The sequence below is a fragment of the Enterobacter kobei genome (genome assembly GCF_001729765.1).
Taxonomy (GTDB): Bacteria; Pseudomonadota; Gammaproteobacteria; order Enterobacterales; family Enterobacteriaceae; genus Enterobacter; species Enterobacter kobei.
Genome location: NZ_CP017181.1, coordinates 529,376 through 554,273 on the forward strand (window position 1 = coordinate 529,376; position 24,898 = coordinate 554,273).

Annotated in this window: 25 protein-coding genes; 11 read left to right on the top strand and 14 right to left on the bottom strand. The window is 57.9% G+C overall.

Annotated features, from left to right (window positions below):
- Positions 1–105 precede the first annotated feature (105 nt).
- Positions 106–267, top strand: a complete 162-nt coding sequence (locus tag BFV64_RS02530) for a DUF1127 domain-containing protein (RefSeq protein ID WP_050863189.1) — start codon at positions 106–108, stop codon at positions 265–267.
- Positions 268–307: 40 nt separating this feature from the next.
- On the opposite strand, the gene pdxR is transcribed toward BFV64_RS02530, so the two are convergent.
- Positions 308–1,696, bottom strand: coding sequence for a MocR-like pyridoxine biosynthesis transcription factor PdxR (pdxR, locus tag BFV64_RS02535; RefSeq protein ID WP_069601671.1), 1,389 nt, complete (start codon positions 1,694–1,696; stop codon positions 308–310).
- Between the two features lie 103 nt (positions 1,697–1,799).
- Between pdxR and BFV64_RS02540 the strand changes: the two genes are divergently transcribed.
- Positions 1,800–2,279, top strand: a complete 480-nt coding sequence (locus BFV64_RS02540) for a carboxymuconolactone decarboxylase family protein (RefSeq protein WP_014882392.1) — start codon at positions 1,800–1,802, stop codon at positions 2,277–2,279.
- Here the strand turns inward: BFV64_RS02540 and BFV64_RS02545 are convergent.
- On the bottom strand, positions 2,266–3,168 hold the full coding sequence (locus BFV64_RS02545) for a LysR family transcriptional regulator (protein WP_023338980.1): 903 nt from the start codon (positions 3,166–3,168) through the stop codon (positions 2,266–2,268). The genes BFV64_RS02540 and BFV64_RS02545 overlap by 14 nt on opposite strands.
- A 100-nt stretch (positions 3,169–3,268) precedes the next feature.
- Between BFV64_RS02545 and BFV64_RS02550 the strand changes: the two genes are divergently transcribed.
- The 7 genes from BFV64_RS02550 (at position 3,269) to BFV64_RS02580 (ending at position 8,977) form a co-directional block, all read left to right on the top strand.
- Entirely contained in the window at positions 3,269–4,684 is a 1,416-nt protein-coding gene (locus BFV64_RS02550) for an aldehyde dehydrogenase family protein (protein WP_063943931.1), read from the top strand.
- 153 nt (positions 4,685–4,837) lie between these two features.
- Entirely contained in the window at positions 4,838–5,161 is a 324-nt protein-coding gene (locus tag BFV64_RS02555) for an antibiotic biosynthesis monooxygenase family protein (RefSeq protein ID WP_069601672.1), read from the top strand.
- Positions 5,154–5,549, top strand: a complete 396-nt coding sequence (locus BFV64_RS02560; protein WP_032637588.1) for an amino acid-binding protein — start codon at positions 5,154–5,156, stop codon at positions 5,547–5,549. Before BFV64_RS02555 ends, BFV64_RS02560 begins: the two co-directional genes overlap by 8 nt.
- A complete protein-coding gene (locus BFV64_RS02565) occupies positions 5,524–6,225 on the top strand; it encodes an ArsR/SmtB family transcription factor (RefSeq protein ID WP_069601673.1) in 702 nt (233 codons plus the stop codon). The genes BFV64_RS02560 and BFV64_RS02565 overlap by 26 nt, the downstream gene beginning before the upstream one ends.
- Positions 6,226–6,376: 151 nt before the next feature.
- Complete coding sequence (locus tag BFV64_RS02570; RefSeq protein ID WP_032637586.1) at positions 6,377–6,847, top strand: MarR family winged helix-turn-helix transcriptional regulator; 471 nt, start codon at positions 6,377–6,379, stop codon at positions 6,845–6,847.
- A complete protein-coding gene (locus BFV64_RS02575) occupies positions 6,844–7,911 on the top strand; it encodes an HlyD family secretion protein (protein WP_088126416.1) in 1,068 nt (355 codons plus the stop codon). The genes BFV64_RS02570 and BFV64_RS02575 overlap by 4 nt, the downstream gene beginning before the upstream one ends.
- On the top strand, positions 7,901–8,977 hold the full coding sequence (locus BFV64_RS02580; protein ID WP_014882400.1) for a DUF2955 domain-containing protein: 1,077 nt from the start codon (positions 7,901–7,903) through the stop codon (positions 8,975–8,977). The genes BFV64_RS02575 and BFV64_RS02580 overlap by 11 nt, the downstream gene beginning before the upstream one ends.
- On the opposite strand, the gene BFV64_RS02585 is transcribed toward BFV64_RS02580, so the two are convergent.
- From BFV64_RS02585 to BFV64_RS02595, 3 genes are read right to left on the bottom strand one after another with little or no spacing between them, the layout of a single operon-like run.
- Positions 8,974–10,245 (bottom strand): DUF445 domain-containing protein, encoded by a 1,272-nt coding sequence (locus BFV64_RS02585; protein ID WP_069601674.1) that lies wholly within the window; start codon positions 10,243–10,245, stop codon positions 8,974–8,976. The genes BFV64_RS02580 and BFV64_RS02585 overlap by 4 nt on opposite strands.
- 3 nt (positions 10,246–10,248) lie before the next feature.
- On the bottom strand, positions 10,249–10,902 hold the full coding sequence (locus BFV64_RS02590) for a LysE family translocator (protein ID WP_069601675.1): 654 nt from the start codon (positions 10,900–10,902) through the stop codon (positions 10,249–10,251).
- 38 nt (positions 10,903–10,940) lie between these two features.
- The gene (locus tag BFV64_RS02595) at positions 10,941–11,693 is read right to left on the bottom strand and encodes an AraC family transcriptional regulator (RefSeq protein WP_069601676.1); all 753 of its coding nucleotides are present in this window, start codon (positions 11,691–11,693) and stop codon (positions 10,941–10,943) included.
- A gap of 151 nt (positions 11,694–11,844) precedes the next feature.
- Between BFV64_RS02595 and BFV64_RS02600 the strand changes: the two genes are divergently transcribed.
- Positions 11,845–13,215, top strand: coding sequence for an NAD-dependent succinate-semialdehyde dehydrogenase (locus tag BFV64_RS02600; RefSeq protein ID WP_069601677.1), 1,371 nt, complete (start codon positions 11,845–11,847; stop codon positions 13,213–13,215).
- A 102-nt stretch (positions 13,216–13,317) separates the two neighbouring features.
- Here the strand turns inward: BFV64_RS02600 and BFV64_RS02605 are convergent, their stop codons facing one another.
- Complete coding sequence (locus BFV64_RS02605) at positions 13,318–13,863, bottom strand: YfaZ family outer membrane protein (protein WP_023331942.1); 546 nt, start codon at positions 13,861–13,863, stop codon at positions 13,318–13,320.
- A 410-nt stretch (positions 13,864–14,273) separates the two neighbouring features.
- Between BFV64_RS02605 and BFV64_RS02610 the strand changes: the two genes are divergently transcribed.
- Positions 14,274–15,632: an esterase-like activity of phytase family protein gene (locus tag BFV64_RS02610; protein WP_014882406.1), complete on the top strand. Its 1,359-nt coding sequence runs from the start codon at positions 14,274–14,276 to the stop codon at positions 15,630–15,632.
- 57 nt (positions 15,633–15,689) lie between these two features.
- On the opposite strand, the gene yjiA is transcribed toward BFV64_RS02610, so the two are convergent.
- The 8 genes from yjiA to hpaX form a co-directional block, all read right to left on the bottom strand.
- The gene (gene yjiA, locus BFV64_RS02615) at positions 15,690–16,643 is read right to left on the bottom strand and encodes a GTPase (RefSeq protein WP_023331944.1); all 954 of its coding nucleotides are present in this window, start codon (positions 16,641–16,643) and stop codon (positions 15,690–15,692) included.
- A gap of 10 nt (positions 16,644–16,653) precedes the next feature.
- The gene (locus BFV64_RS02620) at positions 16,654–16,857 is read right to left on the bottom strand and encodes a YbdD/YjiX family protein (RefSeq protein WP_003856610.1); all 204 of its coding nucleotides are present in this window, start codon (positions 16,855–16,857) and stop codon (positions 16,654–16,656) included.
- A 96-nt stretch (positions 16,858–16,953) separates the two neighbouring features.
- A complete protein-coding gene (locus BFV64_RS02625) occupies positions 16,954–19,107 on the bottom strand; it encodes a carbon starvation CstA family protein (protein ID WP_045134359.1) in 2,154 nt (717 codons plus the stop codon).
- A 191-nt stretch (positions 19,108–19,298) separates the two neighbouring features.
- Positions 19,299–20,216: a helix-turn-helix transcriptional regulator gene (locus tag BFV64_RS02630; RefSeq protein WP_069601678.1), complete on the bottom strand. Its 918-nt coding sequence runs from the start codon at positions 20,214–20,216 to the stop codon at positions 19,299–19,301.
- Positions 20,217–20,394: 178 nt separating this feature from the next.
- The gene (locus BFV64_RS02635; RefSeq protein WP_014882409.1) at positions 20,395–20,904 is read right to left on the bottom strand and encodes a 4-hydroxyphenylacetate 3-monooxygenase reductase subunit; all 510 of its coding nucleotides are present in this window, start codon (positions 20,902–20,904) and stop codon (positions 20,395–20,397) included.
- A 17-nt stretch (positions 20,905–20,921) separates the two neighbouring features.
- On the bottom strand, positions 20,922–22,484 hold the full coding sequence (hpaB, locus tag BFV64_RS02640; protein ID WP_069601679.1) for a 4-hydroxyphenylacetate 3-monooxygenase, oxygenase component: 1,563 nt from the start codon (positions 22,482–22,484) through the stop codon (positions 20,922–20,924).
- A 195-nt stretch (positions 22,485–22,679) separates the two neighbouring features.
- The gene (gene hpaA / locus BFV64_RS02645; protein WP_014882411.1) at positions 22,680–23,570 is read right to left on the bottom strand and encodes a 4-hydroxyphenylacetate catabolism regulatory protein HpaA; all 891 of its coding nucleotides are present in this window, start codon (positions 23,568–23,570) and stop codon (positions 22,680–22,682) included.
- The gene (hpaX, locus tag BFV64_RS02650) at positions 23,542–24,894 is read right to left on the bottom strand and encodes a 4-hydroxyphenylacetate permease (protein ID WP_069601680.1); all 1,353 of its coding nucleotides are present in this window, start codon (positions 24,892–24,894) and stop codon (positions 23,542–23,544) included. Before hpaX ends, hpaA begins: the two co-directional genes overlap by 29 nt.
- Positions 24,895–24,898: the final 4 nt, after the last annotated feature.

Consider the following 24,898-nt stretch of genomic DNA (forward strand, 5'->3'; position numbering starts at 1 on the left):
ACCGTTTTAGCGGATCTGTATGGTAAACAAAAGGTGTTTTTGCATCTGTATTGCACAGGCGGATTTCCAGGATGATAACCCCACTGGCACAGTGAGGAGAGCATCATGGAATTTTTCGAGAACCGTTCTAAAAGACCGTTTATCGCGTTTGTCTGGATCGCGAAAACGCTGCGTAACTGGTATCGCATCAACCGTACCCGCCGCATCCTGAGCCAGATGAGCGATGAGCAGCTCAAAGATGTGGGTTTATCCCGCAATGATATTTAAACCGTAGGCCGGGTCAGGCGCAGCCGCCACCCGGCGATGTTCAACTCAACAGCGCAAGCGTCTGCCGTTTCGGCCTTTCCAGCAACGCCACCGCCTCCTGGTATGTCCGCACGTTGTTGTAGCCCATCACCAGCCCGTAGCGTTTTCCCGACCCGCGGTACCACTCGGAGAGCGCGTTGACCTGCAGCTGCTGTTCCTGCCAGCAGCGCGCCACTTCCCGGTCACAACTTCCTTTGGTCAGAAACGCCACGATATGCATCCCGCCGTCGTTCTGCTCGGTGAAAAACAGATCGCCATACACCTCGCACAGGGCGGCAATCATCCAGTCGCGGCGGGTCTGATACAGCGCGCGCATCTTTTTCAGGTGACGGAAAAAATGGCCTTCGTTGAGAAATGCGGTGAGGATCTTTTGCGTCAGCACCGGCTGGCCGCTGGTGGTAATGTCCGCACAGTCGGTAAACGCCCCGACGGTGCTGGCGGGCATCACCACGTATCCCATGCGCAGCGACGGCATGATGGTTTTGCTGAAGGTGCCCATAAAAATTACCCGGTCGTGCTGGTCGAGGCTTTTCAGCGACGGCAACACCTTGCGGGTGTAGTGAAACTCGCCATCGTAATCGTCTTCGATGATCCACGCCTCGTTCTGGCTGGCCCAGTCGAGCAGCTGCTGTTTACGCGGCAGGGAGAGCGTCACCGCCAGCGGGCTCTGGTGCGACGGGGTGACGAGGGCAAAACGGGCGTCGCGATGGTGGCGGAGGAGGTATTCCGTGTCCATGCCGCAGCGATCGACCGGCACCGTGTGCAGACGCGGCACGATCCGCTTCAGGAGCTGCTGGCCCATAAAATAACCCGGATCTTCGAACACCACCTTGTCGCTGCGGCTGGCGAGCGTGTCGAGGATCAGGCGCAGGCTGCCGCTGTAGCCGCTGGTGATGAGCACCTGCCCGGCGGTGCAGGACAAGCCACGCGAGATATTGAGATAGCTGGCGATGGCCTGGCGCAGCGGGTACCAGCCCAGAACGGGCGGGTTAAGCATCTCCTCCTGACGCATGGCGCGCGTCGCCTGGCCTGCCAGCAGCAGCCATTTTTTGTACGGAAAGCTGTCGAGGGATGGGATGCCAGGGCGCAGAAACCCTGCCCGCTCGCGCTGGCTGATAAGCGATGCCGGAAGCGTACCGGTAGGCTGTTCCGTCGGGGCAGGACGCTCCGGCAACAGTAAGTCCGGGTTGACCCGCGTGCCGCGCGCGCCCTGGCTAACCAGATACCCTTCGCCCGTCAGAATGGCATACGCCGTTTCGACCGTTTTACGCGCCACCTTCAGCTCTTCGGCCAGCACGCGGATGGCGGGCACTTTGTCGCCCGGCTTGAGCACGCCGCGCGTAATGTTGTCGCGATAGCGGGAGTAGATCTCGTGATAGCCCGGCTTCATGTCCTACCTCATTTCACGCTTTTTGTGTCTTTTTACTATGTCATGAACGGCGTAGATTTGCCTCATCGCATCACCGATGCCGCACAAAAAAAGAGGAAAGACCATGAGCACTCGCGTCAACCACCATAAAGTTACACCTGCCCTCGCTAACGCACTGTCTGCCCTGAGCATGGAGGTGGCGAAAACCTCCATCGACCCGGCGCTGAAGCACCTGATCGACATTCGAGTGTCGCAGCTGAACGGCTGTACCTTCTGTCTGGATATGCATTCGAAAGAGGCCAAAATTGCCGGCGAACGCGAGCTGCGCCTGTACCATCTGGCAGCCTGGCGTGAATCCCCGCTGTTCAGCGCCCGCGAAAAAGCCGCGCTGGCCTTTACCGAAGCGCTGACGCAGATTGGCGTGCATGGCGTGAGCGATGCCCTGTACCGCAGCGTGGCGGAGCACTTCTCGGACGTTGAGATTTCAGAGCTGAACTTCGCTATCGTGGCGATTAACGCCTGGAACCGTCTGGGAATTACCTCCCGCATGGCGCCAGGCTCGCTGGATGCGGCTTACGGGTTGAATAAAGCTAACCTGGAATAATGCCACGCTCGCGGATCATCGCTACCAGCGCCCGTAACCCTGGCGGGACGTGGCGATGACCAGGATAGTAAAGGCGCAGCCCGGCAAACGGCTGCGTCCAGTCGTTTAGCACGCTCACCAGTTCCCCGCTCTCAAGCTCTTCCTGGATATAGAGTTCCGGCAAAAATCCCACGCCTAACCCCGCTTTTACGGCGCGGATCGAGGCGAAAAGATCGGACGTCGCAAAGCGCGGCGGCACGGCAAGCGCGTACGTTTCCCCCCGACGGGCCAGCTCCCAGCGGTAGATCCCGCCGTGAGCCATACGCATGCCGATCCCCTGATGTTGCAGCAGATCGTCCGGCGTTTGCGGAATGCCGTGACGTGCGAAGTAATCTGGCGTGGCGGTGACGAGCTGGCGGATCTCCCCTGTCAGCGGTACGGCGATCATGTCCTGCGGGATGGACTCTTCGAGGCGGATCCCCGCGTCGTAACCCTCGGCGACGATGTCGATCATGCGTGCTTCACTGACGATCTCCACGCGCATTTTCGGGTAGCGGATCATAAAGTCGATCAGCAGTTGGTCGAGAAAAAGCGAGCCGATATGGTTCGGCACGTTCAGACGCAGCGTTCCGGCAGGTTCCCCGGTGTCGCTGTGGATCTCCTCACCCGCGAGGCGGATTTCCTGCAAGGCCGGCCCCACGCGCGCCACGTAGCGCTGCCCGGCGTCCGTAAGCGCCACGCTGCGGGTGGTGCGGTTAAAGAGGCGAGTCTCAAGGCGGCTCTCCAGCCCGGCGATGGCATTGCTCACCGCCGTCGCGGACATCCCGAGCTCCTGCGCCGCGCCGCGAAAACTGCCGCGGCGCACCACGGCCATCACCACTTCCAGCTCTGTCAGACCTGAACGATGCATAGATTATCCTGAAAATCGAAACAACCCTTGCAGCATAGCGTGGATTATCGCAACGGAGAAGCCGTGCCAGACTGTGCTCACACAGCCTGAGGAGGTTTATATGCACCAGATCGAACAGATTTTTATTAACGGCGAGTTTGTTACCCCGCACGGCACCGAATGGTTTGATTTGTATAACCCGGCGACGGCGCAGGTTATTGGTCAGGTTCGTCTGGCGGATGAGGTTGACGCCGGGCGCGCCATCGCGGCGGCGAAGGCAGCGTTTCCTGCGTGGTCGCAGACCACGAAACAGACGCGCATCGCCGCGCTGAAACGCATGCACGCGGCCGTGGCGGCTCGCCATGACGCGTTGCTGGACGCTGTCATCGAGGAGTACGGCGCACCCGCTTCGCGATCGGCGTGGATGGCCCGCTATCCGGCGGAGGTGATTGCCCAGGCCATTGAGGCGCTGGAGGCGTTTGAGTTCGAGACAACCGCGGGGGCCGCGACGGTACAGATGACGCCCCTTGGCGTGGCCGGGCTGATCACGCCGTGGAACAGCGACGCGGGTTTTATCTGCGGCAAGCTGGTGGTCGCGCTGGCGGCAGGCTGTACGGCAGTGATTAAGCCGAGCGAAATGAGCGCCCTGCAAACCCGGATTGTCACCGAAGCGTTGCGCGATGCTGCTTTGCCGCCGGGCGTGTTTAACATTGTCACCGGGCGCGGTGAAACCGTCGGGGACACCATCAGCCGCCATCCGGACGTGGCGAAAATCTCGTTTACCGGCTCGACGAATACCGGCAAGGCCATTCTGCGTAACGCGGCGGAAAGCTTTAAGCGCGTGACGCTGGAGTTGGGCGGTAAATCGCCGACGATCCTGCTGGATGATGTGGACTTAGCGCAGGCGATCCCGCTGGTGATTCAGGCCGGGTTTATGAACAGCGGGCAGGCGTGCGTGGCGGGAACGCGCATTCTGGTGCCGCAGTCGCGTAAAACGGAAATCGAAACCGCGCTGGCGCAGGCCGTGGCGGCGGTGAAATCCGGTGACCCGCGCGACAGTGCCACGGACGTCGGCCCGATGGTCAGCGAGAAGCAGTGGCTGCGGGTGCAGGGGTATATTCGTCAGGGGCTCGACGGGGGCGCACGGCTGCTGGCAGGAGGCGAAGGGCGGCCAGCGGACACGCAGGACGGCTGGTTTGTACGCCCGACGCTGTTTGCTGATGTGAATAATGACATGGTGATTGCCCGCGACGAGATTTTTGGCCCGGTGCTGTGCATCATTCCCTATCAGGACGAAGCGGAGGCTATCGCGATTGCCAATGACACCGAGTACGGCCTGAGCGCGATGGTGCTGGGTGAGGATGTGGACCGCGCCCGCCGCGTGGCGCAGCAGATTGTCTCCGGGCGCGTGCTGGTGAATACGCTTGCCCATGAGCCGAAAGCGCCGTTTGGCGGGTTTAAGCACTCCGGCGTGGGGCGCGAGATGGGCGAGTGGGGGATTCGGGCGTTTATGGAGCCGAGGTCGATCCTGGGCTAAAACCTGCCCGGTGGCGCTGCGCTTACCGGGCCTACAGGTGCTCGTAGGCCGGATAAGCGCAGCGCCATCCGGCAAAGACACTTCGTCAGTCGCCGAAGTATGAAGTTAATTTTCTCTGCATTCTCTCCTCACTATCACAACGGAGAGACACTTATGATCGCAGTCCTTTTCGAAGCCAAAGCGGAGCCTCATCATCAGGCCCGCTACCTGCAACTCGCCGCCGAACTCAAACCTTTGCTGGCCGACATTGATGGTTTTATTGATATCGAACGCTTTCAGAGTTTGACCACCGACGGCAAAATCCTGTCCCTTTCCTGGTGGCGGGATGAAGAGGCCATCCGCAGCTGGAAGCAAAACGTCTTTCACCAGGCGGCGCAGGCCGAAGGGCGGGGAGCCATTTTTGCGTACTATCGCATTCGCGTGGCACAGGTCGTGCGGGAATACAGTTCCGAAAACGGAGGGCGAGCGAATGCATGACGTTCACGTGATTTTCAGCGACATGCCCGGCGAGCTGGCGCGCTTTGGACAACTGTTAGGCCGTCACGGCGTGGGGCTGGAGGGGGGCGGCGTATTTGGTACCGATGCCCATTTCCTGGTGGAGGACGGGGAAAAAGCCTGCCGCGTGCTGATGGAGGCCGGATTTACCGTTCAGGCGGTGCGCAAGCCGGTTATCAGAAAACTCAGGCAGGAGCGGCCAGGCGAGTTAGGTGACATCGCGGCGGTGCTGGCGGCACGCGGTGTGTCTATTCTTACCCAGTACAGCGACCATGCGAATCACCTTATTCTGCTGACGGATGATGATAAGCTGGCCGCAGAGATCACCGAACCCTGGGCGCCCCATGTTAAAAACGAACCAGCCTCCTGAGAACAGCGCGGCACTGGAACAGGCCATTGCGGCGGTGGCGGCGGCAATGGCCGATCCCTCGCGCGTGAAGATGCTCTGCGCGCTGATGGACGGGCGGGCGTGGACCGCTACCGAACTCAGCACTGCGGCAGACGTTGCGCCGTCGACCGCCAGCGGGCATCTCGCCCGGCTGGTGGAAGGAAAGTTGATTACGTGTTTATCGCAAGGGCGGCACCGCTATTATCGCCTTGCCGGGCACGACGTCGCGGCGCTGGTCGAGCAGATGATGGGGCTCTCCTGGAGCCGCATTACGCCGCCGGAAACGTCTGCGCCAAAAGCCCTGCGTGAAGCCCGCACCTGCTATAACCACCTTGCCGGAACGGTGGCGGTTCAGATCTATGATTTTATGCAGGCGGAAGGCTGGCTGGAGGCTGACGGTTCCGCGCTCACCCTGTATGGCCGTGAGCAGTTTCTGAAACTCGGCATTCCATTAAATGCTCATCCCCGTCGCAAGGCCTGCTGCGCCTGCCTCGACTGGAGCGAGCGACGGTTTCATCTTGGGGGAGAAGCGGGCACGGCGCTGCTCACTTATCTGGAGAGTAAAGGCTGGCTCCAGCGGGTGATGGGGTACAGGGAGGTAGTGGTGACGGCGTCGGGGAAAAGTGCCATTACCCGACATTTTAGCTTTAGCCGTTAAATTCCGCTGCGGGCTGATGCCCTCACCGCGGCCCTCTCCCACAGGGAGAGGGAGAACGTCGTTTTCGCAATTCCTGCGCTTTCGTCCCTCGTTTCTTGATACTTACCCTGATAACTATTATCTTGACTGCGTGTGACGAGAGGGACTCCCTATGAGTGAAGAAGAACTGTTTAGCCGCAGGCCGATGGGTATGCGGATGGCGATGATCGTGCGTCAGTGGCGTGCGGTGATCGACGATGCCATTCTCGATACCGGGTTAACCCAGTCGAGCTGGACGGTGATGATGCAGCTTTTTCAACTTGGGGATAACGTCTCAATGAGTGAGCTGGCGGAGGTTCAGGGCATTGAACTGCCGCCGCTGATGCGCACGCTCACACAGCTGGAAAAACAGGGTTACCTGCTGCGCACCACATCGCCTTATGACAAGCGCATCCGGCTTCTGACGCTGACGCCTGAGGGAAAAGCCATCTTAAAAAGGCTTACTCAGGTGATTGAGACCTATCAGGCGCGGGTATCGCAAAATATCGCGCCGGAACATATCGATATCTTCAGCGCCACCCTGAATCAAATCGCCTGTAATTTGCGGACAATCCGCGAAGAAGACAACAAGACCGAAAAATAATGACCCCTGAACAAAAGTTTGCCCGCTGGGTAAGGGTGAGTATTGCCTCTTTCCTGCTGATGTTTATCTATTTTGTCGTCGCGGATATCTGGATCCCGCTGACGCCGGACTCCACCGTGATGCGCGTGGTGACGCCGGTTTCTCCGCGTGTCTCCGGCTATGTGGCGGCCGTGCATGTGCACAACAACAGCCAGGTGAAGCGGGGCGATCTGCTGTTTGAACTCGACGACACGCCGTTTCGCAATAAAGTGGAAGCGGCGCAAATCGCGCTGGAGCAGGCTCGTCTTTCCAACCAGCAGCTGGACGCGCAGATCGCCGCCGCGCAGGCCAGCCTGAAAACCGCCGTGCTGACCGCGCGTAACGATAAAGTGACCTTCGAACGTTATCAGAAGCTGAGCACGTTACAGAACGTCTCGCAGGCGGATCTGGATAAAGTCCGGACCACCTGGCAGAGCAGCGAGCAGTCCGTCAGCACCATTCAGGCCAATATCCAGAACCTGCGTATTCAGCGCGGCGAGCGGGAGGAACACCGCAACGTCACGCTGCAAAAATACCGCAACGCGCTGGATGAGGCGGAGCTGAATCTCGGCTGGACGAAGGTGTATGCTCAGGCAGACGGCACGGTCAGTAACCTGCAGTTAAGCCCCGGTTTTTATGCCTCCTCAGGCGCAGCGGCGCTGGCGCTGGTGAACAACCAGACCGACATCGTGGCCGATTTCCGCGAGAAAAGCCTGCGCCATACCCATCAGGGCACCGATGCCGCGGTGGTGTTTGACGCCTTTCCGGGACGCGTCTTCCGCGCCCACGTGACCAGCAGCGACGCGGGGATCCTCGCGGGTCAGGAGGCGGTGAACGGCCAGCTCTCCGAGCCGGAAACCTCGAACCGCTGGGTGCGTGACGCCCAGCGCATGCGCATTCACGTCATGCTGGACGAGGCGCTGCCGAAGCCACTGCCGACCGGCGCGCGGGCGACTGTCCAGCTCTATAACAGTGAAGGGCCGTTTGCGCGCTTCTTCTCCGGGATGCAGATCCATCTGGTGAGCCTGCTGCATTATGTCTATTAATACGCTGGCGCGGGTGTTTACCCCGCACGGTAACATCGTTTACACGGCAAACGACTTTCGCCAGACTTTGCGCATCGTCTTTGCCGGGATGATTGCGCTGAGCATTTCCAGTTTCTACAACACCAGCTACGGCGTGTTTTTTGTGGTCTACCCGATCATGCTGCTCTCGCTGGTGCCGGTCTTCAACCGCCATGTGGCGAAGCAGTTTATCTTCAGTGCATCGCTGAACTGCGTTGAAATGGTGATTATCATCGGCTATCTGTCGCAATGGCCGGTCATCATGACGCTGGTGGTGTTTGCCCTGTACGTCATGCGTTTTCGCTTTATGAGCAAAGGGCCGCTGTTCCTGTTCGGGTCGATGGGCGTGGTGTGCCAGAGCGTGATGCTCAATTTTATGAGCTACCCCACCACCAACTGGCACACGCTGCTGTTTTCCAACATCGAAGCGAGCGTGATGGCGGTGTGCCTGAGCGCGCTGATGAACTATCTCCTGCCGGACGTGGAACCCCGCAAGCCGCCGCCATTGATTGAGAAAGACGATGCCCGCGTGCGCCATGAGTCGCTGCTCTCCGGCACCGTCGCGACGCTGATTTTCGTCGTTTTTCAAATCAGTGACTTAAGCGATTCCCTCTCGGCGCTGATGGCCGGGATTTTGATCCTGTTCCCGATGCACTATCGTGGCGCGGTGATGAGCTCCATCTGGCGCGTGGTCGGCGTGGTATTGGGCTGTCTTTATATCCTGGTTGTCCAGCTCATCCTCTACGACCACAGTAGCCATATGCTGCTCATGATGCCGCTGATTGGCCTTGGGCTGGCGTTTGGCGCACGTCTGCATGTGATGGAGAAAGTAGGCGCAGGCGTAGGATTTTCCAGTATTACCACCATCGGCATTATGTTCGGGCAGAACATGCATCCTGACAGCGACCTGGTGTTCAGCGATCTCTATCGCATCACCTCCGTCACGTTTTCGCTGGTGGCGACGCTGACGATGGTCTTTCTGGTGCATTTAATCCTGAATCGCTTCGAGGCGACGCGCTATATCATCGCGCCGCCCAAAGCGGATTAATGTCCCAGCACGGCAGGCAGCTGCGAGAGTAAAAACAGGATCAGGCCAATCGTCCCGCCCACCAGCGTACCGTTGACGCGGATAAACTGCAGATCTTTGCCGATATTCAGCTCGATCTGGCGGGACATGTCTTTAGCATCCCAGCTTTTCACCGTGTCGCTGATGTGGCGGGTCAGGAACGCGGCGAAACCCAGCGCGACGCGATGCGCGGCCTGCTCCAGATGCTCGTTCAGCGACGCCCGCAGGCTGGCATCGTTTGTCAGCGTTTCGCCAAACCACAGCCCGGCGTTGGCGATGCGCTGCTTCACGCGCGAGTCTTCACTTTGCATATCCGCCTTCAGCCACTGGCGCAGATCGGCCCACATTTCCCCCAGATAGCGGTTAAACGCCTCGTCATTTTTCAGGTAGTGCTTGATGTTGTCGGCTTTCGCCGCCATTTCCGGATCGTTTTTCAGGTTGTCGATAAGCTTCAGCGTGGCCCGGTCGAACGCCTGACGGATCTGGTGCGTGCGGTCGTGGCTGATATCGTCCAGCAACGTGTTCACCGCATTCGATACCATCTCTGCACTCTGATCGCCCAGCCACTCGGTGGGCAATACCATCGCTTTGCGGGGATGTTCGGTCTTCAGCCAGTGGACGATCTGGTCAGAGATAAATTCCCGCGTGCTGTCGCGCTGAATCAAGGTAATCAGGCGGTTGATGATGGCATCGAGCAGCACCTGGTGGCGGTTGTTTTTGGTCATGCTCTCCAGCATCACGGCGCTGGTTTCGGTGAAATCGACCTTATCGATGGCCTTATGCACCGCGCGTTTGAGCATCCGCTGAATGCGCCCGTCGTCGGTCAACTCAAGGAACCCGCTCATCACCTGCATCAGATGCAGCCCGACGCGCTGGGCGTTGTCAGGCTTGCTGAACCAGGCACCGATCATGTGCGCGGGTTCATAGCGGCGGATTAACGCGACCAGGGACTGGGTATCCAGAAACTTCTCCTGCACAAACTGGCCAAGATTGTCGCCGATACGGTCTTTATTGCGCGGGATAATCGCCGTATGGCGCGCGATAAACGGAATGGGGACCCGGCGAAAAAGCGCAACGACGGCGAACCAGTCCGCCAGTGCGCCGACCATCGCCGCCTCGGCAATCGCCTTTACCCCGCGCACCCAGAAAGTCTGCGGCAGGAACAGAGTGAAGATAAACGCCGCGGCGGCAACCAGCAGCAGCGACAGCGCGAGAAGCTTAGCGCGTTTGAGTTCAGCTATTTTTTCCATGGGTTAAGGATAGAGGGAGACGGGAAGAAAATGCAAAAATCGCCACAGCACCCACCCACCAAACCCCATCAGCACCACGCCCGCCGTGCGTTCAATCCACCCGAGCGCACGGCTGAGCTTCTGTTGCACCGCTCGCAACCCCATTAGCGACACCAGCGCCAGATCCCACACCAGCACCACCATCACCATCCAGACGCCGCAGGTTGCCTGCTGAAGCAGCGTGACGTCTGGCCCCAGTAACGCCGTCATCAGCGCCAGATAGAACAGCGCGTTCTTCGGATTAAGCAGTGCCGAGCCGAGCCCCAGCAGGATTTGCTTACGCAATGCGGGAAGCCGCTGATGAGTTTCATTCAGCGCCAGCGTCTGCGGGCGGCTGCGCACCAGGTGCGAGCCAATCCACTGCAGGTACAGCGCCCCGGACAGTTCGATTAGCGTAAACAGCCACGTAAACTGGCGCAGGGCGCTCCAGCCGACAATCACCAGAACAATATAGAGCGCATTACCCGCGGCGATGCCGAGGCACAGCCCGGCGCTGCCGCGCAGTCGGTAGCGCGCCGCGTAGCCCACAAGCAAGAAGAAATCCGGACCCGGGCTTAACAGCGCAACAAAATGCGCCAGCGCCAGGGCGAGAAAAGCGGAAGGGAAGAACAGTTCCATAGTGACCTCATAGCCGTAACTGAGATCACCTTACGGTGTTACGTATCCTGATTATTGTCTGATATTGATCGTCCTGTGGCGTACTGGCGCGGCGTAGCGGCGCTATAGCGAACGAAGGTCTTATGGAAATGGCTCTGATCGGCAAACCCACTCTGGTAGCTCACGTCGGCAATATCATCCCCGGCGCGCAGCCGTGCTTTGGCGTATTCCACGCGGGAGATATTAAGGAAGCTGCCCGGCGTCAGCCCGGTGTCCTGCCGGAAGGTACGAATCAGCGTCTCCTTGCGTAGCGAGAAGCGTTGAGCCAGTTCATCAAGCGAAGGCGGTGCAGCCAGATCGGCAAGAAGTGCCTGCTGAATATGCTGGCTGGTTGAACGCAGCGCATCAGGGTTATCCGCACGGTGGGGAAGGACAGAAAGCAGCCTGTCCACGGATGCAGGCGACATTGTCTCAACAATATCAAGGAAGTGGTTGAAGAACGTAGCGTTACGGATCACCTGGAGCGCCAGAGGACGATCGGTGTCGATATAGAGCATATGGTAGCTGCGCGCTTGCCCGGCGATGGGGTTGCAGCTGTGCGGCGCATAAGCCGGGATCACAATCAGATCCCCGGGATGAAGGATGTACTCCCTGTCATGGCACACGCAGCAGGTCTGGCCTTCCACAATCGCGCCAAGAGAGAGTTGAGGATGACAATGACGTTTGTAGGCCTGCGTGCTCTGCCGTGTGCTGCGGAGCTCAAGGCCTGAGGCGCGGTGAAAAGTCTGGAGGATGTGTCGGGTATCGGTCATGGGAACTCCTTCTGGACGTTTTTTATACCACGTCAGGGAACCGTCTGGCAGCGCTTCATTAGGAACCGTCCGGATATACCCAACTTTACGTCCAGAGCCAGTCATGTTGACTACCCTTAATACCCTAAGCGGTAAAACATGGAGATTCGATATGGCTTATCAGACAGTAAATCCTGCCACTAACCAGCTCATCAAAGAATACCCCTCACATACCGACGCGGATATTGAAGCGGCCCTGAAGGCGGCTGATGCGCTTTACCATTCTGACTGGGCGAAAGGCGACATCAACCAGCGTCTCCCGGTGTTGCATAAGCTTGCCGACCTGATCGACGAGCGCGTGGACGATCTGGCGAAAATTGCCAGTCAGGAGATGGGTAAGCTCATTGAGCAGAGCCGCGGCGAGGTGAAGCTGTGTGCACAAATCGCCCGCTACTACGCCGACAACGCGAAGCAGTTCCTGGCGCCGGTGAAGTATCCCTCTGAACTTGGGGAAGCGTGGGTGGAGCATCACCCCATCGGCGTACTGATGGCCGTTGAGCCGTGGAACTTCCCGTACTACCAGCTGATGCGCGTTCTGGCGCCGAACCTGGCGGCGGGGAACCCGGTCATCGCCAAACACGCCAGCATTGTACCGCACTGCGCTGAGACCTTTGCCCATCTGGTACGCGAGGCGGGTGCGCCGGAAGGGGCGTGGACCAACCTGTTTATCTCGTCCGATCAGGTGGCGAACATCATCGCTGACGATCGCGTCCAGGGTGCCGCGCTGACCGGTTCCGAAAAAGCCGGTAGCGTCGTGGCCGCACAGGCGGCGAAGCACATCAAGAAATCCACGCTGGAATTGGGCGGTAACGACGTCTTCGTGGTGCTGGATGACGCCGACCTCGAAAAAGCGGTGAAGACGGGGGTCAGTGCGCGCCTCAACAACGCCGGGCAGGTCTGTACCGCGGCGAAGCGCTTTATCCTGCATGAAAAGATTGCGAATGCCTTCCTGACTAAATTCACCGAGGCGTTTAAGCAGGTGAAAATCGGCGATCCGCTGGACGAAAGCACCACGCTGGGACCGCTGTCGTCTAAAGATGCGCTGGAAACGCTGACCAAACAGGTTAACGAGGCGGTGAAAAACGGTGCGACGCTGCACTATGGCGGTAAACCTGTTCAGCGTGACGGCAGCTTCTTCGAGCCGACGATTCTGACGAATATCTCTCGCGACAACCCGGCGTATTTCGAGGAGTTCTTCGGTCCGGTGGCCCAGATGTATGTGGTGAAAAACGACGACGAGGCCGTCGCCCTGGCGAACGATTCACACTATGGCCTGGGTGGGGCGGTATTCAGTCAGGATATCGAGCGCGCGAAGAAAATGGCGTCGTGGATTGAGACCGGGATGGTGTACATCAACTGGCTCACCGATACCGCGCCAGAGCTGCCGTTCGGCGGCGTGAAGCGCTCCGGTTATGGACGCGAGCTGTCGGATCTGGGGATCAAAGAGTTTGTGAACCAGAAGCTGGTGGTGGTGCGTAAGTAACGTCATCGCCTTTCTTGCCGGGTGGCGCTGCGCTTACCCGGCCTACAAAACCCGTAGGCCCGTGCAAGCGTAGCGCCGCCGGGCGAAACGCGCAATACAGCCTTAGAAGGACACACCACCGCCCACGTATGCGCCGTCAATCAGCGTGTGGCCAGGGCGACCGTCTTTGCCATCAACGCTCACGTGGCGGTAACCCACTTTCAGGGTCAGCGGCGTGACAGGCGTCCAGCTTACGCCCCCGTTGGCTTCCACATAGTTTTTCACGCTGTTGTTCAGGCCTTCAGGCGCAACGTAACCTTCGCCATAGACATGGATGCTGTCAGTCAGCGCAACGTTTACGCCGCCACCAATCGGGAACGCCACGCCGTTATCGCCTTTTTTCGGGCCGATGTAGATCGCCTTCGCGCCTGCGTTCAGCATGACCGGGCCCACTTCCAGGTTGTAGCCTGCGCCCACGCCACCGGTCTGGGTACCGTCATCGGTGTTTTTGAGCCAGTTGCTTTCGGCGTACAGGCCGGATGAGGATTTGCCCATTTCCAGATTGAGGTTAGTAAAGTTTTTACCCTGCTCAACGCTACCGCCCATGGCCAGTGCGGAACCAGAGAGGGCTGTCAGTGCAGAAAGAAGAAGGATATTCAGTTTTTTCATGTTTCATGCCTCATCATCAAATTAATCTGGAGGCACCATAACAAGCGATGTTTATGACTGCAAATGTGATGCAAGTCGCTGTTTTATGCTGGTTTTGTTAAATTTTATTTATTTAATGTTGCGTTTTTGTTTGATTGAACGGGAGTCAACGCGTGATTTTCAGGCGTTTAGAAACCGTTTAGTTTTTTGACTAAACATAAACTGAACGAGGGCGGGATAGTGACTGGAGGTGTAATAATGGAGGCTCCAGAAATTTCCAAAAATATTTCAAAAATCACATAAAACAACAAAGATTTACACTTATGGTGGTGAAAACACGTCCTCTCGCGCAGGCGCCTTTCCCTGCGATGTCATTTTTCTGACACGTTTGTTCATTACGTTGTTGGCTTCTCTTACTGGATGCTAACAATATGAAAAGAAAAATCATTCCTGTGCTGGTTGGTTGTGCGCTCTCTTTCTCTGGCCTGGCGGCACAGCCCACGGCTGAACGCTATGTCGTCAGCTTTCCTGAAGGCTCACACGTCAACTACAGCGGCGCGTTCGCCAGCGCATTTCCGAACGGACTCCCGGTGGGCATTGGCTCTGGCCTGCTGTTTACGGGTAAGCAGGGCGATGCTCTGACCTTTGCAACCGTGACCGATCGCGGTCCAAACGCCGATGCGCCAAAAATGGGTAAAAATGAAGCCAAAATTTTTGTCACGCCGGATTTCGCGCCGCTGCTGATGACCATCCGCGTGCAGAACGGTAAAGCAGAAGCGACGGATGCCCGCCCGCTGCATGACGATAAAGGCGAGATTAACGGTCTGCCGCTGCAAAGCGGCGTGATTGGATCCACCAATGAGGTGGCGTTTAGCGACACCCTCAAGACGCTGAAGGGTGACAACCGCGGGCTGGATACGGAAGGCATCACGCCGGACGGCAAAGGCGGCTACTGGCTGTGCGACGAGTATGGCCCGTTTCTGATTAACGTCGACAGTAAAGGGAAAATCCTGGCGATCCACGGCCCGCAGGCGGCGGAAGGGGAAAAGTCGATCGCGGGCGGTCTGCCAAACGTTATCAAATGGCGTCAACCGAACCGGGGCTTTGAAGGCCTGACCCGTATGCCGGACGGGCGCATTATCGCCGCGGTACAAAGTACGCTGGATATCGACGGTAAAAGCAAAAAGCAGGCGCTGTTTACGCGTCTCGTGAGCTTCGACCCGGCGACCGGCAAAACAGCGATGTACGGCTACCCTATCGACAGCGCGGCCTACAGCAAAAACAGTGATGCCAAAATCGGCGACATCGTGGCGCTTGATGACCAGCATATCCTGCTGATTGAGCAGGGAAGCGATAAAAATGACGGGATGCGTAACCTTATCTACAAGGTGGACCTCAGCAAAGCGAGCGACCTGAGCGCCTTTGACAAGCCGGGCGAGTACCCGGAGTTTGATGATGAGAAAACCCTGAAGCAGCGCGGCATTACCCTTGCGGCAAAAACGCAGGTCGTTGATTTGCGCGCGCTGGGCTGGCAGCAGGAGAAAGCTGAAGGGCTGGCGCTGATCGACAGCAAACGGCTTGCCGTGGCGAACGATAATGACTTTGGCGTGAAGGTGGCGATGCAAAATCCGGTCGAGGGCAAGAAGCTCAAGGATTATCGGGTGAACGCGGAAGGCAAGCTGACGCTGGATGATAAACCGGTTGAAACCACGCTTAGCGTGAAGCCGCTGAAGAAGCCTGAGTCGGATAGTGAGCTGTGGATTGTGACGCTGCCGGAGGCGTTGAAATAAGTTTAGGCACCCCTCAACCTTCCCCTCTCCCCACGGGGGAGAGGGGAAGCAGGGCGGTTATTTTTTCAGATCTGCAAACGCCGCGCGAATCTCTTCCTCCGGCAGCTGTATGCCAATAAATACCATTACGCTACGCGGCGCTTCATCGCCCCACGGGCGATCCCAGTCGGCGCTGTATAAGCGCTGCACGCCCTGGAACAGCAGGCGGTTCGGTTCGCCGTCGATCCACAGCATCCCTTTGTAGCGCAGCAGTTTGTCGGCAAATGACAGCAGGAGGTTCTCCATCACGCGGGAGACCTCGCTGATATCCACCGGGTAATCCAGCTCCACCACAATCGACGTCACGTCGTTTTGCTTGTCTCCCATAAAGTGGAAACGCGGTTTCGTGGTGACGTTCTCTTCCAGCATAAAGCCGTTGGTGTTGAACAGCTGTGAGAGGTCGATATCGCCGTGCGTCACGGTGTAAATCGGCGCGCGGGAGTTAATGCGGGTCAGACGTTCACGCAGTTTCTCGCTGTCACCCGCCACGTCGGTTTTGGTCAGCAGGATGCGGTCGGCGTAGCCCACCTGAGACTGGGCGATGGTGAACTGGTTCATCTGATCGTTGGCGTGAACCGCATCGACCAGGGCGATGACGCCGTCCAGCAGGTAGCGCTGGCAAAGAATGTCATGGGAGAAAAAGGTCTGAATAATCGGGCCGGGGTCGGCCATGCCGGTGCATTCAATCACCAGGCGGTCGAAGTCGATTTCACCGCGATCGCGGCTGTCGAGCAGATCCAGCAGGGCGTCTTCCAGCTCGTTTGAGCGGGTACAGCAGATGCAGCCGTTGGTCAGGGTTTTGATCTGCGTGGCGCGATCGCCAATCAATTGATCGTCCACGGAGACTTCGCCGAATTCGTTTTCGATGACGGCGATCCTGAAGCCGTGCTGCTCGTTCAGGATGTGGCGCAGCAGGGTGGTTTTACCGGCGCCGAGGAAACCGGTCAGCAGGGTGACGGCAATCGGGGTCATGTTCTCTCCTTTAGCAGCAGCGGACGCCGCCTTCTCCACTTCCACCGTAGCGTGCTTCCTGACGCTCGCGGAAGAATTCAGTGTAGGTCATGTACGGTTTATCCGGATGGTTGGTCTTCATATGCTCAACGTAGTTGTCATAGTCCGGAATACCAATCAGCATTTTTGCCGCCTGACCGAGGTATTTTTTCGCTTCGCCTAAGTTACCAAACATAATGCATCCTGATAAGACAAAGCCCGGTGGCGCTACGCTTACCGGGCCTAAAGTACCGTTGTAGGGCGGGTCAGCGTAGCGCCACCCGCCATTTTTTTAATGGTGTGAAGAGGTCTTCACGCCACCTTCCGGCACCGGCACGTACGGCGTTTCTTTATCCGTACGGCCTTCGGCGTTACGCACTTTCAGCCAGGTTTTGATACCGTAGAAAATGATGCTGTACACCACCACCAGGAACAGAATGCTCAGACCTGCGTTGGTGTAGTTGTTCACCACGATATGGTTCATGTTGGCAATCTGCTGCGTGGTCAGATCTGCGCCGCCTGCGGCAATCTTCTCTTTGTACTGGTTCGCCATGAAGAAGAAGCCTTCCAGCTGCGGGTTGGTGCTGAACAGCTTCAGGCCCAGCGCCCAGGTAGTGCAGAGCAGCAGCCACAGTGCAGGAATGACGGTCACCCAGATGTATTTGGTGCGTTTCATTTTCACCAGTACGACGGTGCCAAGTACCAGAGCCACAGCGGCCAGCATCTGGTTAGAGATACCGAACAGCGGCCACAGGCTCTTCACGCCGCCGAGTGGATCAACCACGCCCTGATACAGCAGGTAACCCCACAGGCCTACGCAACCCGCAGTGCCGAGCACACCCGCCACCAGAGAGTCGGTTTTCTTCAGGAACGGCACGAAGTTACCCAGCAGGTCCTGCAGCATGAAGCGGCCCGCACGGGTACCGGCATCCAGCGCGGTGAGGATAAACAGCGCTTCAAACAGAATACCGAAGTGGTACCAGAAGCCCATGTCTGCCCACGGCAGCACTTTATGGAACACATGTGCAATACCGACAGCCAGCGTCGGTGCGCCACCTGCGCGGTTCAGCACGGACGGTTCGCCGATGTCTTTCGCGGTCTGCATGATCTGCTCAGGGGAGATCACGAAGCCCCAGGAGCTGACGGTTGCTGCCGCGTGGGCGCTGGCATCCTTCAGCTGGGCCATGATCAGCGCGGTATTTTCGCCGCCCATCTCATGCAGGTTTGGCATGGTGATGCCCAGACCCGCAGGCGGGGTGTTCATTGCGAAGTACAGGCCCGGTTCGATGATAGACGCCGCAACCAGCGCCATGATCGCCACGAAGGATTCCATCAGCATCGCGCCGTAACCGATAAAGCGCGCGTCGGTTTCGTTGGCCATCAGCTTCGGCGTGGTGCCGGAGGAGATCAGCGCGTGGAAGCCAGACACGGCACCACAGGCGATGGTGATAAACAGGAACGGGAACAGCGCGCCTTTCCACAGTGGGCCGGTGCCGTCAATGTACTGAGTCACCGCCGGCATTTTCAGCTCAGGGTTGATGATCACAATCCCGATAGCCAGCCCGACGATAACCCCGATTTTCAGGAAGGTCGCGAGGTAATCACGTGGTGCCAGAATCAGCCATACCGGGAGCAGGGCGGATACAAACGCGTAACCAATCAGCGCGAAGGTGATGGTGGTGTCCTTAAAGGTCAGCGCCGGGCCCCAGTACGGGTCATGCGCAATGACGCCGCCAAAGTAGATAGAGGCAACCAGCAGCACGATACCAATCACGGAGACTTCGCCCACGCGTCCCGGGCGCAGGAAGCGCATGTAAATGCCCATGAACAGCGCAATCGGTACGGTAGAGCAGACGGTAAACACGCCCCACGGACTTTCGGCCAGCGCTTTCACGACGATCAGCGCCAGCACCGCGAGGATAATGATCATAATCAGGAAACAACCGAACAGGGCAATGGTACCCGGCACGCGACCCATCTCTTCTTTGATCATCTCACCCAGCGACGAACCGTTACGGCGTGAGGAGATAAACAGCACCATAAAGTCCTGCACCGCGCCCGCCAGCACCACGCCCGCCAGCAGCCAGAGGGTACCCGGCAGGTAGCCCATCTGCGCGGCCAGTACCGGGCCGACCAGCGGGCCAGCGCCTGCAATGGCGGCAAAGTGGTGACCAAACAGCACGTAGCGGTTGGTTGGCACGTAGTTCAGGCCGTCATTGTTAATGACCGCCGGCGTGGCGCGCGTTGGGTCGAGCTTCATGACCTTCTGCGCGATGTATAAGCTGTAGTAGCGATAAGCCACAAGATAGACGGAAACGGACGCGACGACGATCCACAGGGCGCTGACGTGTTCGCCCCGGCGTAATGCGACAACCGCCAGACAGAAAGCACCGAGGATCCCGAGTAAGGCCCAGGGCACGTGCTTAAGTAGTTTTTTAGTATCCATAGTAAGACCTGGTTTTTTATGTAAAGAAAAAAGGGTCAAGGTTCGTTGTGAGGAGGTATTGAGTAATGCTGGAGCGATCGTGCCAGATCCTCGCGCGTGTAAAGGTGGGTAAATGAATGAGTGGTTGAAAGTGACGGGTGAGCGGTCAAAGGAAGCGGCGAGTGGTTAAGGCTCGCCGCCGCTGGAGGAAATTATGTGATTGAGATCACGTGGTTATCCGGGCTGCGCGCCATCGCCAGATAGTTTTCCAGCGTTTTAACCAGTTTCTCCTTCAGCCAGTTCGGCTCCAGGATTTGAATATTCGGCAGCCAGTAGAACAGCAGCGGCAGGATCTGGTTCTCGTGTGCTGCCCGGCAGCGCAGCGTGATACCGCCACGTTGTTCTTCCAGCAGCTCTTGTTCCGGCAGAAGATCCCGGCGCAGGAAGTAATGTGAAATATTATCTTTAATGAATATTTTCACGGTGAAAGTATCTTCAGACACCCACGGATCGAGGCTTTTTTCCAGGAGCGCGCGGACATTCTCTTCAGGGGTAAAAAGGGTTTTCTGAATATCAAACCAGCGAATCTGACTCAATGAAAAGGATTTAAGCCGACTATTTTCGGTAGCTTGTAAATACCATATATTTTTTTTGTTAATGAGTTTATAGGGATTAATCAGGCGGGTTTTACCCTTATAAACGATCTGGCAAACATTATGGTTATTAATAGATTTCTCAATTTTCGCTAAATGACGGCTGATATCACGTTGTACCGTGTGCTCTGCGTCGTTACCAAGGATAAGAATATGATTTTCGTCAACGCGTGTTTCCAGCTTTTGCCAGAATTCCGTATTTCTTTCAGGGAAAAAGTTATCTGCATTCAGGAGGTTAGCCAGTGTGTGATGTAATCCTTGTCCGCCGGGAGATTGTGCGGAATGGATCAGCCGATATAGCCCGTTACCGGTATGTTCAACGATAGGAGAGAGCGCATTTAAATCCCGGTAGACGGTACGCTCGGTAATTTTAAATTTGGTCATTAGCGCACTGCGGTTTACCACACCGTTTAAATGTAGCTCAACCAGAATATCGACCAGACGTTCAGCCGAGCGGCTCCGCGTCGTTTTAGCCATAAGGTCATCCTGTATATTAGGTATGCGCTGAATGAAGCGGGAAGCACTGACCAGAGATGTCAGTATTCAGGCACAGAAAATTTATCTTATGGTTGTATAACGGCGTGATTTAGCGGAAACCTTAGGAGTTTTTGCAGAAAGTGGCGCTGGCCGAAAAAAAGGCCAGCGCGCGGGAGAATTACGCGGTGGCTTCCACCTCCATCATGACCGGGTGGAAACGGCGTTTGAAGTAGATCAGGCCGTGTCCTGCATCACTCAAAATGATATTTTTAATTTCAACAAGATACACCAGATGCGTGCCGATGGTTTGCACCTGGCTTATCTCGCCTTCAAGGCTGGCCAGCGCACCTTTCAGCATCGGCTGCGCCAGCGGGCCTTTCTGCCAGCAGGAGAGGGCAAAGCGCTCCTCCATTGTCATACCGGTCATCCCGGCGAAGTGGCGAGCCATGATCTCCTGCTCGTGGTTCAGCACGTTTATGCACAGTCTGCCGTTGCCCTGGAATACCGGGTTCATGGCGCTGTTGGCGTTGATACACACCATGACCGACGGCGGGGTGTCCGTAACCGAACAGACTGCGGTGGCGGTAATGCCGCAGCGGCCCGCTTCCCCCTCGGTGGTGACGACATTGACTGCGGCCGACAGGCTGGCCATCGCGTCGCGAAAACGCAGGCGTTCTTCTGATTGCATTGAAACCTCCCGCTGCGCTATTTCAGCAGCTTATCCAGCATGTTGATATCGCTGTTGTTGTGCAGGTGCGGCACCGTCCAGCCGTGTTGGTCGTATTCGGACATACAGCGGTCGACCATCGCCATCATTTTGTCCATGTTGCCGGAGCTCTGCGCCTGGCGCAGGCACTGCAGGCGAATTTCATCCTGGCTACCGGAGTAGTTGATCTCATACAGCTCGTGACGGCCGCCAAACTCGCTGCCAATGGCATCCCACATCAGCTTCAAAATCTTGATGCGTTCGACGTGATCCATGCCGTTGGAGCCGCGCACGTATTTCGCCAGATACTGGTCAATCTGTGGGTTATTCAGGTCCCGCGCGCTGGACGGCAGATAGATCAGCCCGCTGGTGACGTTACGTTCGATAATATTCTTAATCTTCGCGTAGGCCATCGGAGCCATCACGCGGTAGGTCTGCAGCGCCGCGTGGTCCGGCAGATACGCGCCATTGACCCACGGCGTGGCTTCAGAGCACATGGAGTCGCTCAGCGCCCAGAACATATTGCGCCAGGCCACCACCTCGCCGAGATCCGCCTGTATGCCGCGGAATTCAAGGGTGCCGGTACACTCCAGCGATTTTTTCAACAGGGCGGTGATGAAGTCGAGCTTCACTGCCAGGCGCACGCATGCCTGTAGCGGATACATCCGCGCAAAGCCACCTTCCATCGTCCAGCGACGACAGCGGTCGAAATCGCGGTAGATCAGCACGTTTTCCCACGGGATCAGCACATGATCCATGACCAGGATCGCGTCGTTCTCATCAAAGCGGCTGGAGAGCGGATAGTCATACGGGGAGCCGGTTGCGCCAGCCACCATCTCGTAAGAGGCACGGGAGATGAGCTTGACGCCTTCGGCATCCATCGGTGCGACGAACATCAGCGCAAAGTCCGGGTTTTCGCCCATCACCTGCGCGGAGCCGAAGCCGATCATGTTGTAGTGGGTCAGCGCCGAGTTGGTTGCCACCACTTTCGCCCCGCTGACAACGATCCCGGCGTCGGTCTCTTTCTCCAGTTTGATGTAGACGTCTTTCACCTCATCCGCCGGTTTGTGGCGGTCGATAGGTGGGTTAACGATGGCGTGGTTGAAATACAGGCCGGTTTCCTGAATGCGGGTGTACCAGCTGCGGGCGTTCTGCTCGAACTGACCGTAGAAGGCCGGGTTGGCACCGAGTGCGCAGCCGAACGCGGCCTTATAGTCCGGCGTACGCCCCATCCAGCCGTAGCTGAGGCGTGACCATTCGGCGATAGCGTCGCGCTGCTGGCGCAGGTCGTCGGCGCTTTTCGCCACGCGGAAGAACTTGTGGGTGTAACCGCCGCTGCCGGTGTCGGTGCCCCAGCACAGCGTGTCCTGCATGTCCGGCTTGTGCAGGGCGTCGTACATCTGCGCGATGGAGGCTGCCGCATTGCGAAACGCCGGATGGGTGGTGACGTCTTTGACGCGCTCGCCGTAGATATAAATCTCACGCCCGTCCTGCAGGCTTTTTAAATACTCTTCACCGGTTAACGGACGTTTGGCATCGGCGCGGAAATCTTCAGGCTTCATAGGGACCTCGTATCAGAATGGTGATGTTAAATTTATGTTTTGTTTTTGTTGTTTAATTGAAACCTGAGAGGGGCGGAACGTGAAGGGACGATTGGGACAACGGCGGGTACTTTTCGGGTGGGATGTGGATTTGTGATCTGTGCGGCTTTTCGGCGGGTGGCGCTGCGCTTACCCGCCCTACGAACCGTGATGCGTTCAGGAAACCGGTACTTTCTGCGCCCGATATGCGCTTGGCGAGCACCCCACTAAGCGGTTAAAAAAGCGGGCGAAATAGGCCGGATCTTTAAACCCCAGCTGCCAGGCAATCTCGCTGACCGCGCTGTCGGAAAATAGCAGCAGCCGTCTGGCTTCCCGCAGCTGTCGGTCGAAGATCAACCGCTTCGGCGGGCGGTTGGCGAAGCGGCGACAGATATCGGTTAGCCGGGATTCGGTCAGGTGCAGTTCGCTGGCGTATTCCGGCACCGTCCAGTGCTGGTGGTAGTGCGTGTCGATCAGTTGGGTAAAGCGCTGGAACAGCTTCAGCTCGCCGCGCATACCGCCTGAAGCGTGATCGTCGAGCTTCGCGTTGCGCAGCAGCAGAGTGAATACGGCCTGCGCCAGCAGAACCAGCGTATGCTCGCGGCCCGGCAGCTGTTCCATGGACTCCCGGGCTATCAGCTGCCAGTAGTGTTTCAGCGCCGCCAGTTCATCAGGCTTGTCGGCCAGCGACAGGCAGATCCCCGGCAGACCAAACGCTTCCCGCGTGCCGGGGTAGAGCACCTCCAGCAGCGGCCAGATTAGATCCTCGCGCACCGTCAGCACGTGCCCGTCGCTGTCGGATTCGGTAATAAACGCGTGCGGCACCGACGGCGGAGTGAGAACGAAAAGCGGGGCCTGCACCGAGTAACGGTGATCGTCGAGCTGGAGTTCAATCTGCCCGGTATCCAGAAAGTGCATCTGAAAATACTGGTCGTGACGATGCGCCTGCATGTCGCGGCCAAAAAAGGCCGCCATGCGGGCGAACGACTGATAGTGCACATCGTCGGTGCCCAGACTTTCGTCGTACTCCTTGCTGATATCAATGTTGGCGATAGGGCTCTGGCACATGATCGTTCCTCTGTTGATCCCGCTGCGTCATCGGAATGCGCGTCAGCACCAGCGCGCCGACCACCAGCAGCCCGGCCACAAACCACAGCCCGGAGCTGAAGCTGCCGGTCGCGTCGCGCAGAATGCCGATCAGCAGCGGGCTAACGGCAGAACCCACGTTGCCGATGGCGTTGATCACCGCCAGCGCCACCGCGCGGGACTGCAGGCTAATCACCCGATCTGGCGTGGTCCAGAATATCGCCATGGCGGTAAATGATCCGGTTGAGGCCATGATGATGCCAAGCAGCTGGATCAGGCTGTGATCGGTGGCGGAGGCCAGCATCCATCCCGCCGCCGCGAACAGGTACGGCAGGATGGTGTGCTTTTTTCGCTCTTTTAGCCTGTCGGATCGGCGGCTCCACCAGATCATCCCGAGGATGGTGCAAAACTGCGGGATCGCCGCCAGCAGGCCAATGACGATATTGCTGCTGCCGGTGTTAAAGCTCTGCAGGATCTGCGGCGTCCAGATGTTGATCGCGCTCAGCGTGTTGGTCAGGCAGAAGTAGGCCAGCGTATAGAGCAGCACGGCGGGCGTCAGCACTTCTCGCAGCGTCGAGCGCGGCGTGACGGCGCGGGCAATGGCGACCTCCTGCTCGCGGGCGATCATGGTTTTCAGCGCCTGCTTTTCGTCCTCATCCAGCCAGGTGGCCTGATCCGGCGTGTCGTTAAGGTAGAACCAGGTTACTACCCCGAGCACCACTGACGGCAGCCCTTCCAGCAGGAACAGCCACTGCCAGCCCTTCAGGTTCCACAGCCCGTCCATCGCCAGAATGTACCCGGAGAGGATTGAACCGAGCATCATGGTGACCGGCATGGCGATCATAAACAGCGCGTTGGCGCGGGCGCGGTGATAGGCCGGGAACCACCATGTGAGATAGACCAGGATCCCCGGCAGGAAACCGGCTTCGGCAATGCCCACCAGCATGCGCAGGACGTAAAGGGTTTCAGGGCTGGTGGCGAACATGGTGCAGGTGGAGGCGATGCCCCACACCACCATGATCCCGGCGATCCAGCGCCGCGCGCCGATCTTCGCCAGCATGATGTTGCTTGGGATCCCGCACAGCACATAGGTGACGTAAAACAGGGTTGCGGCCAGGCCAAACATGGTGGAGGTGAGGCCGAGATCTTTACCCATCGTCAGTCCGGCAAAGCCGATGTTGATGCGGTCGAGAAACGAGAAAACAAACAGGATAAAGAGAAACACGATTAAACGTCGGAACAGCTTGTTAATGGCGCGTTGTTCAACAGCTTTATTATCATGGGGTTGCAGGGTAGAGGTCGTCATGGTG

Excerpts from the sequence above, each read along its gene's own strand:
- pdxR (WP_069601671.1), bottom strand. The coding sequence starts at position 1,696 with ATGAAGCCGGGCTATCACGAGATCTACTCCCGCTATCGCGACAACATT.
- BFV64_RS02540 (WP_014882392.1), top strand. The coding sequence starts at position 1,800 with ATGAGCACTCGCGTCAACCACCATAAAGTTACACCTGCCCTCGCTAAC.
- BFV64_RS02595 (WP_069601676.1), bottom strand. The coding sequence starts at position 11,693 with ATGACCGATACCCGACACATCCTCCAGACTTTTCACCGCGCCTCAGGC.
- hpaA (WP_014882411.1), bottom strand. The coding sequence starts at position 23,570 with ATGTGCCAGAGCCCTATCGCCAACATTGATATCAGCAAGGAGTACGAC.
- BFV64_RS02530 (WP_050863189.1), top strand. The coding sequence starts at position 106 with ATGGAATTTTTCGAGAACCGTTCTAAAAGACCGTTTATCGCGTTTGTC.
- BFV64_RS02565 (WP_069601673.1), top strand. The coding sequence starts at position 5,524 with ATGTTAAAAACGAACCAGCCTCCTGAGAACAGCGCGGCACTGGAACAG.
- BFV64_RS02600 (WP_069601677.1), top strand. The coding sequence starts at position 11,845 with ATGGCTTATCAGACAGTAAATCCTGCCACTAACCAGCTCATCAAAGAA.
- BFV64_RS02550 (WP_063943931.1), top strand. The coding sequence starts at position 3,269 with ATGCACCAGATCGAACAGATTTTTATTAACGGCGAGTTTGTTACCCCG.
- hpaB (WP_069601679.1), bottom strand. The coding sequence starts at position 22,484 with ATGAAGCCTGAAGATTTCCGCGCCGATGCCAAACGTCCGTTAACCGGT.
- BFV64_RS02585 (WP_069601674.1), bottom strand. The coding sequence starts at position 10,245 with ATGGAAAAAATAGCTGAACTCAAACGCGCTAAGCTTCTCGCGCTGTCG.
- BFV64_RS02620 (WP_003856610.1), bottom strand. The coding sequence starts at position 16,857 with ATGTTTGGTAACTTAGGCGAAGCGAAAAAATACCTCGGTCAGGCGGCA.
- BFV64_RS02610 (WP_014882406.1), top strand. The coding sequence starts at position 14,274 with ATGAAAAGAAAAATCATTCCTGTGCTGGTTGGTTGTGCGCTCTCTTTC.
- BFV64_RS02545 (WP_023338980.1), bottom strand. The coding sequence starts at position 3,168 with ATGCATCGTTCAGGTCTGACAGAGCTGGAAGTGGTGATGGCCGTGGTG.
- BFV64_RS02555 (WP_069601672.1), top strand. The coding sequence starts at position 4,838 with ATGATCGCAGTCCTTTTCGAAGCCAAAGCGGAGCCTCATCATCAGGCC.
- BFV64_RS02625 (WP_045134359.1), bottom strand. The coding sequence starts at position 19,107 with ATGGATACTAAAAAACTACTTAAGCACGTGCCCTGGGCCTTACTCGGG.
- BFV64_RS02635 (WP_014882409.1), bottom strand. The coding sequence starts at position 20,904 with ATGCAATCAGAAGAACGCCTGCGTTTTCGCGACGCGATGGCCAGCCTG.
- BFV64_RS02570 (WP_032637586.1), top strand. The coding sequence starts at position 6,377 with ATGAGTGAAGAAGAACTGTTTAGCCGCAGGCCGATGGGTATGCGGATG.
- BFV64_RS02630 (WP_069601678.1), bottom strand. The coding sequence starts at position 20,216 with ATGGCTAAAACGACGCGGAGCCGCTCGGCTGAACGTCTGGTCGATATT.
- hpaX (WP_069601680.1), bottom strand. The coding sequence starts at position 24,894 with ATGACGACCTCTACCCTGCAACCCCATGATAATAAAGCTGTTGAACAA.
- BFV64_RS02605 (WP_023331942.1), bottom strand. The coding sequence starts at position 13,863 with ATGAAAAAACTGAATATCCTTCTTCTTTCTGCACTGACAGCCCTCTCT.
- yjiA (WP_023331944.1), bottom strand. The coding sequence starts at position 16,643 with ATGACCCCGATTGCCGTCACCCTGCTGACCGGTTTCCTCGGCGCCGGT.
- BFV64_RS02580 (WP_014882400.1), top strand. The coding sequence starts at position 7,901 with ATGTCTATTAATACGCTGGCGCGGGTGTTTACCCCGCACGGTAACATC.
- BFV64_RS02560 (WP_032637588.1), top strand. The coding sequence starts at position 5,154 with ATGCATGACGTTCACGTGATTTTCAGCGACATGCCCGGCGAGCTGGCG.
- BFV64_RS02590 (WP_069601675.1), bottom strand. The coding sequence starts at position 10,902 with ATGGAACTGTTCTTCCCTTCCGCTTTTCTCGCCCTGGCGCTGGCGCAT.